The sequence below is a fragment of the Halosimplex amylolyticum genome (assembly GCF_051414035.1).
In the GTDB taxonomy this organism is placed as follows: Archaea; Halobacteriota; Halobacteria; order Halobacteriales; family Haloarculaceae; genus Halosimplex; species Halosimplex amylolyticum.
This window is the reverse complement of sequence record NZ_JBLKNW010000001.1, coordinates 1,552,199-1,565,040: the sequence shown is the minus strand read 5'-3', so window position 1 is coordinate 1,565,040 and position 12,842 is coordinate 1,552,199. Positions and strand designations below refer to the sequence as shown.

11 protein-coding genes are annotated in these 12,842 nt (G+C 67.1%); 2 read left to right on the top strand and 9 right to left on the bottom strand.

The annotated features are described in order from the left end of the window. Positions 1 to 35 precede the first annotated feature (35 nt). From ACMGFE_RS07390 to ACMGFE_RS07360, 7 genes are all read right to left on the bottom strand, one after another. Positions 36 to 1,061, bottom strand: a complete 1,026-nt coding sequence (locus ACMGFE_RS07390) for an ABC transporter permease (protein WP_436924443.1) — start codon at positions 1,059 to 1,061, stop codon at positions 36 to 38. Between the two features lie 2 nt (positions 1,062 to 1,063). Then, positions 1,064 to 2,086, bottom strand: coding sequence for an ABC transporter permease (locus ACMGFE_RS07385; protein ID WP_436924442.1), 1,023 nt, complete (start codon positions 2,084 to 2,086; stop codon positions 1,064 to 1,066). Positions 2,087 to 2,124: 38 nt separating this feature from the next. Continuing rightward, positions 2,125 to 2,847, bottom strand: a complete 723-nt coding sequence (locus ACMGFE_RS07380) for a YIP1 family protein (RefSeq protein ID WP_436924440.1) — start codon at positions 2,845 to 2,847, stop codon at positions 2,125 to 2,127. A 20-nt stretch (positions 2,848 to 2,867) separates the two neighbouring features. Then, positions 2,868 to 3,842 carry an AAA family ATPase gene (locus tag ACMGFE_RS07375; RefSeq protein ID WP_436924439.1) on the bottom strand — a complete coding sequence of 325 codons (975 nt, stop codon included), beginning with the start codon at positions 3,840 to 3,842 and terminating at the stop codon, positions 2,868 to 2,870. A 90-nt stretch (positions 3,843 to 3,932) separates the two neighbouring features. Then, complete coding sequence (locus tag ACMGFE_RS07370; RefSeq protein WP_436924438.1) at positions 3,933 to 4,463, bottom strand: DUF7519 family protein; 531 nt, start codon at positions 4,461 to 4,463, stop codon at positions 3,933 to 3,935. Continuing rightward, entirely contained in the window at positions 4,463 to 6,481 is a 2,019-nt protein-coding gene (locus ACMGFE_RS07365; RefSeq protein ID WP_436924437.1) for a DUF58 domain-containing protein, read from the bottom strand. The genes ACMGFE_RS07370 and ACMGFE_RS07365 overlap by 1 nt, the downstream gene beginning before the upstream one ends. Continuing rightward, positions 6,471 to 7,469 (bottom strand): DUF4129 domain-containing protein, encoded by a 999-nt coding sequence (locus tag ACMGFE_RS07360; RefSeq protein ID WP_436924435.1) that lies wholly within the window; start codon positions 7,467 to 7,469, stop codon positions 6,471 to 6,473. Before ACMGFE_RS07360 ends, ACMGFE_RS07365 begins: the two co-directional genes overlap by 11 nt. A 285-nt stretch (positions 7,470 to 7,754) precedes the next feature. Between ACMGFE_RS07360 and ACMGFE_RS07355 the strand changes: the two genes are divergently transcribed. Continuing rightward, positions 7,755 to 9,572, top strand: a complete 1,818-nt coding sequence (locus tag ACMGFE_RS07355; protein WP_436924434.1) for an ABC transporter substrate-binding protein — start codon at positions 7,755 to 7,757, stop codon at positions 9,570 to 9,572. 118 nt (positions 9,573 to 9,690) lie between these two features. Here ACMGFE_RS07355 and ACMGFE_RS07350 read toward each other — a convergent pair whose 3' ends face one another. Continuing rightward, positions 9,691 to 11,844, bottom strand: coding sequence for an ABC transporter substrate-binding protein (locus ACMGFE_RS07350; RefSeq protein ID WP_436924432.1), 2,154 nt, complete (start codon positions 11,842 to 11,844; stop codon positions 9,691 to 9,693). 229 nt (positions 11,845 to 12,073) lie between these two features. Here ACMGFE_RS07350 and ACMGFE_RS07345 point away from each other — a divergent pair, with 229 nt between their 5' ends. Then, positions 12,074 to 12,451 (top strand): hypothetical protein, encoded by a 378-nt coding sequence (locus ACMGFE_RS07345; RefSeq protein WP_436924431.1) that lies wholly within the window; start codon positions 12,074 to 12,076, stop codon positions 12,449 to 12,451. Positions 12,452 to 12,577: 126 nt separating this feature from the next. Here ACMGFE_RS07345 and ACMGFE_RS07340 read toward each other — a convergent pair whose 3' ends face one another. Continuing rightward, positions 12,578 to 12,826 (bottom strand): hypothetical protein, encoded by a 249-nt coding sequence (locus ACMGFE_RS07340; protein WP_436924429.1) that lies wholly within the window; start codon positions 12,824 to 12,826, stop codon positions 12,578 to 12,580. Positions 12,827 to 12,842 lie beyond the last annotated feature (16 nt).

Below are 12,842 nucleotides of genomic sequence, written 5' to 3'. Positions count from 1 at the left end.
TCAGTTCACCTCCGACCGTCGAGCGGGTCCGGCCATTAGAGACCACCCGCCTCGTCCTGTTCGTCTTCCGGCACCGTCTCGGAGTGACGGGCGAGCAACCGGGGGTTGAACACGCGGTCCAGCCCCTGCGAGAAGAGGATGAGCGAGAAGCTCATCCCGGAGATCGCGAGCAGCGGGAAGAACATCCAGTGTCCCGCCCGCCCGGGCGCCGCGACCGCGTTCCCCTGCCGGTAGGCCATCTGCATCATGACGCCCCAGTTCAGCGAACTGAACGGGAGGACGCCGATGAAGTACAGGGCGACCGACTGGAAGATGACGCCGACAGCCGCACCGGCCGCCGAGATGAGTACGAACGGCGCGACCTTCGGGACCAGCTCCTGGCCCACGATGGTCGGCGTCGAGAGCCCGATGGACCGGGCCGCCTCGACGAAGTCCTCGTCGCGCAACGCGAGCACCTGTGACCGCAACATCCTCGCCAGTCCCGGCCACTGGTCGATCGCGATGATGGTACCGACGATGAACGGGTTCTCGGGCGAGAAGATCGCCGCGAGGACGATGATGAGCGGCAGGCCCGGGAGCGTGATGAACACGTCGGCCACCGTCATCAGCATCGTGTCGATGACGCCGCCCTTGTAGCCGGCGATCATGCCGACCAGGACAGCCACGCCGACGGAGAAGACGACGCCCGCCAGCGCCATCTGCATCATAGCCGGCGTCGAGTGGACGAGCGTCTTGAACACGCCGCGCCCGAGGTTGTCAGTCCCGAGCGGCATCGTCCAGTCGACGAACGGCTTGAGGTAGTACGGCCCCTCGTTGATCTGCGGCGGCGGGGTGAGCCAGACGCCGACGGTTCCGAGCAACAGGTAGAAGAGGACGCCCGCGCCGCCGATGCGGGTCCGCCAGTCGCTCCAGGCGACCCGGAACGGCGTCGCGATGTAGAAGTCGAACGCGCGCCGGGCGCGCTCGGCCGGCGGCGTCCGCCGCCGCTCGACCTCCTCGTCGGTGCCGAAGATGCTCTCCTGGGTCACGCCTCCGTCGCTCTTGGGCGTTTTCTCGGACATCGTTAGTAACTCTCCCTCGTCGCGCCGGTCCCGGCTCGCGGGTCGATGAGCCCGTAGGTGAGGTCGGCTATCAGGATGGCCGTCACCGTGATCCCGGAGAAGAACACGAACGCGGCCATCACGAGCGGGTAGTCCTGATTCGTCGCCGCTTCGAGCATGAACCAGCCCACCCCGTGGTACTGGAAGATGCGCTCGGTGATGACGTTCGAGCTGAACATCCCGGAGATACCGAGCATGAAGCCGGTGTAGATGGGGAGGATCGAGTTGCGAGTCAGGTAACGGCTGAGGATGCGGTTCGTGCTCAGCCCGCGCAGGCGCGCAGACCGCAAGTAGTCCGCGCCGACGACGCGGACCGACAGCGCCCGCATCCCGATGGCCCCGCCGGCGAAGCCGACGATGAAGTTCGACAGTATCGGCAGCGCCGCGTGCTGGGCGACCCCGATCATGAATTCCACGTTGAACCCGGGGTCGGCCGCCGGGGGCGCGCGCCCGCCGGTCGGGAAGATGCCCCACTGGAAGGCCAGCACCGAGAGCATCACGATGGCGGCCACGTAGTAGGGGATCGATCGCATCACGAGCACGAACACGGTCAGCCCGGAGTCGATCTTCGTCCCCTCGTGCCAGGCCATGAAGACCCCGACCGCGATTGTCGCGGTGAAGCCGAGCAAGAGCCCGTACACGCTCAGGAAGATCGACCACGGCATCCCGCGGAAGAGGATGTCGAAGACCGGGTCCTGGAACATGATCGACTCGCCGAAGTCCTGGTACAGGATGATGTCGCGCAACCACTCGTAGAACGCGATCGGGATCGGCTGGTCGGGGTTGATACCCGTCAACTGCTCGGCCATCTCCGCCAGCTCCTGCTGGTCGACCTGCTGGTCTTGCTCGCGCATCTGTTCGATCCGGTCCGCCATGAGTGCCTGCACCGGCCCACCCGGGACGAGTCGATACAACGCGAACGTGATGAACATCCCCAGGACGAACGTCACGATCGCTTGCACGAAGCGACGTATGTAATAGTTCATAGTGTGTGTTGGTGTCTCACAATCTCTTAATACTTCCGTCAGAGCGCAGTGACCGCGCTGTAGACGATGTACAGCACGTATCCGATGGTCGGGACGGCGGCGACCTTGTACGCCTCGTCGACGGTGAGGTCGCGCACGTCTTTGATGGCGTACGCGCCGATGTACCCGGCCCACACGGCGAAGAGCACGCCCGCCAGCGTGGCCGCGACGACGATCGTCTCCCCCGCCGCCTGCGACCAGATGGCCTGCGAGACCACGTCGGACAGGCGCGACTCGACCGACACGTCGTCCGCGCTGATATCCATCGTGACGGAGAGATACACCATCGCGGCCGTGTGGACGAGGTTCGCGATCAGGATCGGGACCAGCACCCACGCCGCACGTTTCATCGCGAGGTAGGTCGTCCCGATGGTCGTGTAGAGCCAGCCGATCACGTACATCCCCATGCCGTACCAGATCCACACCAGGACGGCGCCGATCAGCGGTTCGAGGACGCGCTGCTGGAGCTGGAACCTGACGTCCTGGTTGACGACGACCGATTCGATCCCGTCGAACTGGGCGATCAGTTCCTGCAGGACGAGGTAGTTACCCACCGCGCCGACGATGCCGACGACGAGCACGAGCGCGAGCTCGGACTTGAGTCCGCGCGTCCCGATGTACTCGTCGTAGAACCGCTCCGGATCCGTCAGTAGCGACCTGTACAGCCCCAGCGTCCGGCTGAGGTACGACCCTGGATTGCGGACAGCGTTTGAAACTCCCATTGTAGTCCTCCAGAGTGTCCTTACGCCGGCGCCTCGATGGTCGGGACCGGAATCTCCTCGAGCACGTCCCGGACGATCTCGCTCTTGTCGACGTCGTTGACCTGCGACTCCGCCGTCAGGCCCAGTCGGTGGGCGATGACCGGCTGGGAGACCGTCTTGACGTCGTCGGGCGTGACGTAGTTGCGGCCCTCGATGACCGCCTGCGCTCGTGCGGTCTCGTAGAGGCGCTGGGTCCCGCGGGGGCTCATCCCGGTCTCGACCCGGTGGTCCTCACGCGTCGCTCGCGAGACGGCCGCGATGTACTCCAGCATGTCCTCGGTGACGGTGACGGTGTCGGGCACCGCCTGCAGGTCCATGACCCGCTGGTGGTCGAGCACCTGTCCGACCGAGGGCGTCGTCGACGTCCGGTCGTTCCGGCGCCGGAGCAGTTCGACCTCGCCGTCCACGTCGGGATAGCCGATGCTGGACTTGACGTTGAACCGGTCGATCTGCGCCTCCGGCAGCGGGAACGTCCCTTCCTGCTCGACGGGGTTCTGCGTCGCGATCACGAAAAACGGCTCGGGCAGCTGCCGCGTGTCTCCCTCCGTCGTCACCTGGCCCTCGCCCATGGCCTCCAGCAGCGCCGCCTGCGTCTTCGGCGGCGCGCGGTTGATCTCGTCGGCGAGGACGATGTTCGCGAAGATAGGACCCTTGTTGAACTCGAACTCTCCCTCCTGTTCGTTGTAGATGTACGTCCCCGTGACGTCGTTGGGCAGCAGGTCCGGCGTGAACTGGATACGGGAGAACGACAGTCCGAGCGCCGTGGCGAAACTGTTCGCCGTCAGCGTCTTCCCCGTCCCGGGAACGTCCTCGAGCAGGACGTGGCCCTTCGAAAGCAGCCCCACGAGCACTGTCTCCAGGAACTCTTCCTCGATGATGACCGACGACTGTATCTCGTCGATCACCGCATCCAACTCGTCGCTGGCCTCCTGGATGGATAGGTCGGTCTGTGCCATGGTAAGATAGGCCGTGCTTCCCCCCTTAATACTGACGGTGTAAGAGCGTTCCGTCCCCGGAAAAACTGACCAAACGACCGATCCGATCGGTTACTGTCGGATCGACCAGATCAAGAACAGCGCGGCCAGCAACAGCAGAGCCAGCGCCGGGACCGTGAGCGCGCCGGAGGGCACGAGGTAGATCCCGTACGAGAGGCCGGCCGCGACGACGCCCACGAAGACGGTCGCCGCCGCGTGGACGGACTCGCCGCGCTGGGTGTCCGTCTGCTCGGAGAGCTGTCGGCCAACGCTGAAGGCGTTCGACCCCAGGTCGAACGAGATGATCGTCGCCAGGCTCGCGAACAGCAGTATCTCCGGCACGCTCGCGAAGAAGCCGCAGACGATCACGCCGACGAACACGATGCCGGTGCCCGCGATAGTCAGTCGCTCGGACTCGAAGACGAACAGGCCCGCGGCGACGCCCGCCAGTCCGAACAGTCCGATCGGCGCCGACAGCGGCGCGAACAGGCCCGTGATGGCGACCGCCAGTAGCGCGGCGGCCACCGAGAGGATGCTGCTGAACCGCGCCGGCGCGTGCGTTACCTCGACCGCTCCCGTATCAGCGTCTGTCTCGTAGCTCATTATGCCCACCTCGCCTGTGCCTTCTGGATCTCGAGCGAGAGCCGCTCGTGGGGGTCCCAGTCGAGCACGCGGATGCCCCGTTCGCGGAGATAGCGGACCCGCGCCGTCCGTTCGATGCGCGTGAGCCGCTGGCCGACCGTCTCGTCGACGGTCACGTCCGGACTGATGACGGTGACCAGGTGGCCCTCGGAGTCGAGTCTGCGCGCCACTTCCGCCGCGTAGTCGTCCGCCAGCGGTGAGAAGAGGAAGATCTGTGACGTGCTCGGCAGGCGCCGACGCACGTGCGTCATCGGGTCGATGTACTGGCTCTCGTGGTCCTGTCGTTCGGGCGGCCGGGGCGACAGCGCCGGGTGCTGGGCGAACAGCACGCGGGCGTTCTCCAGGTGCTCGCTGCCGGCGCCCGGCGCGTACCAGCACGGCACCGTGTCGAACGCCGCGATGCCGACGAGGTTGCCCTGGTCGTACAGCGCGCCGAACACGTCGCTGGCCGCGTGGACCGAGTGGTCGACGGCATGCGGTTCGTCGGGACCCGCCGAGATGTACGCGCTCTGGCGGGTGTCGAACAGGATGGTGACCGTCGCGGCCTTCTCCTGGCGGAAGTCGATCGTCGCGAGTTCGCCCGTGCTCGCGACCTGCTTCCAGTTGATGCGGTTCATCGGGTCGCCGGGGCGATAGTCGCGCACGGAGTAGAACTCCAGGCCCGACCCGCCCTGCTTGGTGTCGACGTCGCCGGCGTACTGCGTCGTCTGGGCCCGCACCGGCACGTCGTTGGTGACCCGCAGCGGCGGGACGACTCGCATGCCCGCGTCGGGCGTGACCAGCGACGTCCGCTCGACGCCCCCGCTGAAGTCTCGGGCGACGACCAGCAGCGGCCACTCGTACTCGCCGCGCTCGACGCGGACGGTGTACTCGATCTGCGCCTGTGCGCCCGCCTGCAGCGCGGTGTGCAGGCGCGGGACGCCCTCGGTGACGACGAACGCGTCCGGGACGGCGTCGATCAACCGCAGGTCCGGGAGCATCGACCCGCTCTCGTTCCTGACGGTGAGCGTCACCTCGACGAGGTCGCCCGGTTCGGGGTCCTCGGCGTCGAACTCTCGCTCGACGACCAGTCCTTCCGTACGCGGGACCGCCGAGACGCGGGCGTAGATGGTGTACGCGACGCCGACCGTCCCGGCGAGCATGAGTCCCGGGTTGAAGGTGACCGTCCCGATGCCGACTGCGACGAGCGCGAAGGCCGTCACGCCCAGCCAGCGATTGGTGTGCTGGAGCGCGACGTCCTCGAAGGGCTCGCTCGTGCGGAACGTCGGAATCGAGGAGTTGGCCTCGTTCCAGTTCGACTCGACGCCGCCCTCGTCCTCGTCGTCGCCGCCGGAGCGGCCGAGCAGACGGTCGAGGAACGAGCGGTCGTCCTCGGTCTCCACCTCGACCGAGTGGCTCACGTCGACGTCGCCGACCCGGATGAGCTCCTCGACGGTCTCGCGGAACTGGTTCTCGAAGGCGGCCACGTCGTCGGTGCCCGACAGCAGCGACTGGGACAGGCCGGCTTCCTGGGCGGCCGTCCGCTCGCCCTCGAAGAACGAGGCCGCCTGCTCGTTGTCGGTCCACTCGCCGGCGTTCAGGATTCGCCGGGCCTCTTCGACCGAGCAGTCCTCGCGGTTCCTGACGACGGCGATCGCGAGGTTCTCCAGGCGCTCCTCCAGGTGTTCGCGGTTCTCGTTGACGCCCTGGCGCAGGTGGGTCATCTCGTAGAGCATCCGGTCGACGTCCGCACCGGGCATCGGGTTGCCGGCCGGTCGCTCCGGGTCAGGTGTGACCGTCTCTTCCACCTCGCCCTTGAGGCGTCGGCGCACGACGCCGAAGCCGGTCACGGCGCCGAGCGCGCCGATGAGGAAGATGACCTCGTTGCCGAACGGGAGCACGCTGCCGGCGCCGGGCGCGACGATCAACACGACCGCGCCGACGAACAGGAGCGCCCCGATGGCGATCAGCAGCCGGTTGAGGGCGGTCTCAATATCCATCGTCGCCCTCCGTGTCGCCGACGTTCGAACTCCGTCCGCCCGCAGCGCCGTACTCGTCCTCGATGTTCCGGAAGACGTCGATGGCGAGTTGCTCGCGGCTCTCTGCGTCGCGCTTGCCGTAGCGGACCTCCTCGAACAGGCGGGTCAACTCGCGGACGTCGTCCTCGCCGAGACCGACGTCGATAGCGGCGTCGGCGAACTCGCCGGGCGTCGCGCTGTCCGGGTTCGGGACGTCGAGCATGCTCGTCATCTCCCACCAGGCGCGGTAGACCTCGTTGTCCACGTCGGCGTTGTGCTCTTCGAGGCGGTCGGCGGCGCGACCGGCCGCGGCGGCCAGGTCCATCACGTCCGCCTCGGCCCCCTCCTCGTCCGCCTCCGGCTCCATCGTGGTGATCTCCTGGTCACCGGACGCGCGCATCAGGACGGCGGCCGTGGCCACCAGGACGATGCCGAAGACGCCGAGGATTGCGACCGGGGGGATGTCCATCGAGGCGACGGGCGAACTGGTTCCGTTGGCGATGGCGCCCCGCGTGCCGTCGCCGAGCCCGGGTCCGCCGACGGACGCGCAGTCGGTGCCGAGGAAGTAGCCGAGGAGTACCGGCGGCGCGATCGCGTACAGTCCGAGGAACGCGGCGCCGAACGAGTAGCGTCGCTTGACCAGATAGACCAACATCGCGGCCGCCCCGAAGTACGCCAGCCCGCCGTACCAGCTCGACAGCGGTTCGATGCACGTCGTGTACTGCACCGCGTTCCGGTTTTTGCCCTCGACACTCCGGTTTATCGGGTTGCCGCCGCCGGAGCTGTCACCCCCGCCGCCACCCTGCTGGTTCTGGGAGTCTTGCCCCGGATTCTGCGGCGCTTCCCCACCACCGGGAGCCCCCGTGTCGACGGTCGCCGTGATCGTCGCGGCCCCGACCGCGATGGCGGCCATCGCGACGAGCCCGATCACGACGAACCGGAGGGCTTCCTGTGACACATAATCATCCATACTACGTCTTGAACGAACCACAGTATATGTTTTTTCCGCTTGATCGAAGCACGGAGGTCGCCTCGCCGTCTGGAATACGGACGAAACGGGCGTCGTCGACGGCGGTGACGCCGTGTGAGAGAACGGCTGACAACCCCAACCGTCGACCGCGATCTGAGACACGTGTCCGACATCTGGGCCGACGAGCGCGAGCGATCGGGAGCCGCCGTCTCCGGCCCCGTGCGGGCGGGATCGGTCTCTGAAGGGCGGTGGCCTTATACAGTCCCGTCCGCTATCCTCGCGCCAATGAACACAGGGCCGGACGGGCGTAGTCACGGTCGGGCTGGCGCAGGGTGGACGCGCAGGGAGTATCTCGCGGCGCTGGGCGCCGGGGGAGCGGTCGGGTCGCTCGCCGGGTGTACGGAGACGAACGACATCGTGGACTCCCCGGAGGTGTTCGGCTACCAGTTCCCGTACGACGCCGAGACCACGCACGTCGGCCCGTGGTCGACCTCGGACCCCGACTCGTTCTACCCGCTGATCTACGAGGCCAGGTCCTACGCCGCGCCCGCCAGCGACCGCCAGCTCGGCGACGTCGTCGAGTCGGTTGACGTCGACGGCGCGACCGCGACCGTCACCTTCGCCGACGGGTTCACGTGGTGGTCGGGGGAGCCGGTGACCGCCCGCGACACGTGGGTCCACGACGAGATCCACTCGCACGTCTCCTCCGAGTCCGCTCCGAGCGTCGAACTCGTCGACGAGTACACGCTCCGCTACGAGTTCGAGCGCCCGCTCGACAGGCCGCTCGTCCTCTCGGAGGTCGCCAGCGGCGCCGTCCGGACGCCGGTCGAGTTCTACGAGCCGTGGCTGGACCGCCTCCGCGAGGCGACGACGGACGACAGGACCGAGGAGGTGGTCGCGGACCTGCGGACGGAGAGCCCCGGTCTCGAGACGCTCCTCGACGAGGGGCTCGGCTGCGGGCCGTACGAACTGACGGAGGTCTCGATCAACCGGCTCGTGCTGGAGCGGTTCGACGACCACCCGCGCGCGGAGGAGATCTCTATCCCGCGGCTCTGGCTCCCGGTCGTCCAGGAGGTCTCGATCGAGAACCTGATCAAGAAGGGGTGGCTCGACGGCGGGACCGGGACGTTACACGACGAACGGGGGTCCCCGGCGGAGAACCTCGAACAGATCGCCCGCTATCGGACCACCTCGGGGTCGAAGCTCGTCCTCGACTGGCGCAACGACCACCTCGCCCGGCGCGGCGTCCGCCGTGCGATCCTCGCTGCGATCCCGGTCGACGACGTCGTCGAAGTGGCGAGCTGGGGCGAGCCGACGGCGCGGCAAACGGGGCTCGCGGGACCGGCCGAGCGGCGCTGGCTCCCGGAGTCCGTCCGCGAGTCGTTCCACGAGTACCCGGTCGAAGCCGACACCGAGCGAGCGGCCGAGCACATGCGCGCGGCCGGGTACACGCGTGACGAGAACGATACGTGGCGCGACGAAGACGACCGACGAGCGCGATTCAACATCGGGACGCCGGTGTGGGACGACTTCGTCTCCGCCGGGAGCATGATCGAGTCGAGCCTCGGCCGCTTCGGCTTCGACGTCTCGATCGACCGCGTCCCGAACACGCGGATCCACTACGAAGTCACCCAGCACACGTACGACGTCATGCTCTGGAGCTTCGACGGGCGGCCCCACCGCGCCTACGACGTGACGAGCGACGGCGCCACCTCGATCGGCTACGGCGTCTCGGACGCGTCAACGGCGTCGTCGAGCCAGGGGAAACCCGTCGAGGTGCGCGTTCCGCGCACGCCGGGCGACGTAGACGCACCCGAGAGTGACCGCCGGACCGTGAACCTCGTGGACGTCTGGCGGACGATCCGGCGACCGACCGACCGGTCGTCGACGGTCGACGCCGTCTCGACGTTCGCCACCTGGTGGAACGACGCGCTGCCGGACGTCTATCTCGGCACCGAGGTCACCGGCCTCTGGGGGAACACGCGCGACTTCGAGTGGCCGTCCGAGGAAACTGGTTCAGCATATGGAACGGCGGGGCCGGGCGGAAACCCCGTATTCCACATGCTGAAACACGGTGCGATCCGCCCGGCCGGCGACGAGTGAAAAAGCGAGCCGGGGCGGGGAAAACGGCGGTCCGCCCGCGCCCCGGGACCGCGTGACAGAGACGAAAGTTCCGACCGGCGAACGGTCGGTCAGTCGGGAGTACGGCGGGTCGATCGCGTTATTGTGGCGGTTCGAACTCCTTGTCGTAGCTGGCCTGTGCGATGCCCCCGAGGACGAGCACGTCCTCGATACCGAACGAGCGCTCGTAGTCGAACGCGCGAGCGGCCGGGTCCGGCCAGTCGAAGTCGCGCACGTCGCCGAACGCACCCATCAGGTACTGGTGGAACGGGAAGTGCGGGACGTAGAAGTTGTAGTACCTCGCGCACGTCCGGTAGAGCTCCTGCAGGTCCTCCTCGCTGTTGCCGGGCTCGCGGATGGCGTTGACCGTCTCGACGAGGTTGACCTCGGAAGCGTTGTCGAGGTCGGGCGCCTTCCCGGCCTCGTCTGGCGCTTCGAACGCGCCCGGTTCGTCCGGCACCTGCTGGACGATCGGCTTGCCCTGCGTGTCGACCTCGTCGTCGGGTTCGGCTTCGAACGGGCTCTCCGCGGTCGGGCTGCCGGCAACGAGCGGCTCGTCCCACCACGCGCCGCGGTCGTGGTAGTACTGGAAGATGTACGGGTCGCCGTGCCAGAAGATGGTCGAGTCGTAGTTGAGCCCGCCGTTCGGGTCGATGTTGTTCGACCAGGTCGACCACCCCTGCGTGCTGAGGTTGACGCCGAAGCCCCACTTCGAGAGGTTCGCCTTGATGGTCTGACCCGCCTGGACGTGGGCCGTGATCGCCGAGGTGGCGATGAGGTCGATCGAGGCCTGGTTCCCCTGGGGACTGACCCACTGGCCGCCCTGTTTGGAGTAGCCGGCACGCTTCATGTACTGCGTGGCTTTCTCCTTGTTCGACGCGCGGGAGTAGGTGTGGAGGCTGCTGAGGAAGTCCTCCGAGAAGTGCCGCTCGGACTGGGCGTCGAGCATGAAGGTGTCGTGTTCGAGCACCTGCGAACCCTCTTCACCCCAGCCGTTGGCGCTGACGGCGTTCCAGTCGATCGCTTCGACGAGCGCCCGGCGCACCCACAGGTTCTGGAGGTGCTCGTTGCGCCAGTTGAGCTTCCACAAGTCGCCACCGGTCGCGCGTAGCCACCGGGTGAACTCCTGGATGTGGTCCGGGAGTGCATCGCGCGTGATCGTCGATCCGGGCGTGATGGCGCCGTCGTCGAGGTCGAGCACCCCTTCCGTCGTGAGGGTGTTCCGCCGATCGCCTTCCGCCCAGTAGAGCGCGAGTTTCTCGACGTTCGTGTGTTCGGCGTTCGGGTGGTCCTCGTCGAGGTGCAGGACCATCTTCTCCGAGCCGACGTCGTCCATCGACTCGAGCACGTAGGGACCGGACCCGGCCAGCGTCTCGTCCGTCCCGCCGTTCAGCGCCATCCGTTCGAGCCCGATGCCGTCGCTCGTCAGGTCGTCGGTGATGCTGTTGGCCTCGTCTTCCGTCCCGGCGTCGCGATATCGCTCCAGGTACGGCTCTGTGAAGTCGGGGTGGATCGGCGGGTTGCCGTCGACGGGGCCCGCGTTCGATTCGAGTACCGGCCGGCCCGTCGGGTTCGGCTCCTGCTCGGGCACCTCGCCCTTGTCTTCCCAGTAGTGGATCGTCCACTGGCTCTCGGCCTCCTGGTTGAACGTCGCGTCCTCGGCGAACTTGTTGCCGCCCTGGAACCAGTCGACGTGGTTGTGCTTCACCCGGGCCTCCGCGTCGTACGGGTCGCCGTTCCAGTACGTCGACCGGTCGTCGTGGTGGTCCCGCCAGTCGAACGGCGGTTCGACGTCGTAGCCCGAGATCCACGTCATGATCTCGATCTCTTCGTGGTCGGGCTTGTGTGGCGTCTTGACGGTCGTCCCGCTGTAGGACGAGTTCGTCGTGTGGACGTTCCGGAGCCCGTGGAGTTCGGACATCCACAGGTCGCCCGCCGTGTTGTCCTGGGGCGGCCACGGGTTCCAGTTGAACACGTCCGGCGAGTTGGCGATCGCGTAGTTGATCGTGTCGGTGACCGGTTCCCGGGGGGTCGCCGTGTCGGTGTCCTCACCGCCACTCGTCTCCGTGTCTCCGTCGGTGCCGCCGTCACCCGGCGTCGCGGTCGGCGTCGGCGTCCCGGTACTCCCGCCGTCACCTCCGTCACCACTTTCGCTCGGGCAGCCGGCCAGCCCGGCGGCTCCCATTCCAGCCAGTATCTGTGCGTACTGGCGACGCGATAACTCCTTGCCACGGATGCTGTCAGGCTTCCGCATACCACTACCTTTTGTGATTTGTATTTATAGATTGTTGTTCTTTCCTTTTCCATCTAGTGGGGAATTAAATTCGGCGCGTCACGCGGACTCGTTTCCGGGCGCTGGCGGAACCGGGACGCGCTGGCGAATCACCAGTGGAGCGGAGGTAGCGCCCCGCTGGTGGCGCGCCGAGCGTACCCGCCCGCGCAAGCGGAAGTTTGATGTTCGTGTGTGGAACAGTCTATCGCACATGAGGCAGGCTATCGAACGAGCCAAACAGGAGTCGAGTGGTGGGAGAGCGTACCTGCTGGCGCTGTATTACTTCGTGACGGGGAACGTCTCGCTCGTGATCGTGCTGTTGGGCGTCGCGTCGATCGGTCTCGGCGCGACGCTGGTCAACGGGACCCCCGCTATCGTGATCGGGGGCGAAGGCGGGTTCATCTCGATCATGAACGGGATCCCGGAAGGCGAGCGGAGCTTCGGCGCGGTCGAGGGAACCGTCCTCGCTCACAAGGTGTTCGCCGGAATGATGGGCATCTTCGGGGCGACCCTCGTCGTCCTCGGGGCGAGCATCTACGGGTTCCTGTTCGCGAACAAGCTGTACGCCCGGGCGTCCGCGTCGGCCTGACCGACGCCCTCGTTTCCGTTTCGACCACATTTCGAAGCGGCGGTTCTATTTTCGCGGTGGGTACCGTCCTCCGCCGCGCGAGCTCGTGTGGTGACCCGCGGACTGGCCACTCGATCAGCGAGCCGATCACTCCTCGCGCTGGCTACAGAACCAGAGCGCGCTCCCGCTCGCGACCGCGAAGGCGCCGCTCCCGATCACGTTGAGCGTGGCGACGACGAACAGCGACGAGTCCTGGTCGACGACGAACAGGTACGGCACCTGGATCAGCAGGAACACGACCGCGATGGTGAACACGCCCAGGATCTTCCGCGACTGGTCGCAGAGGGCTTCGACTGCCATCTCCCGACCGCTCTCGTCCCCGGCGGTATCACTCACCGTCGGACACCCCGTC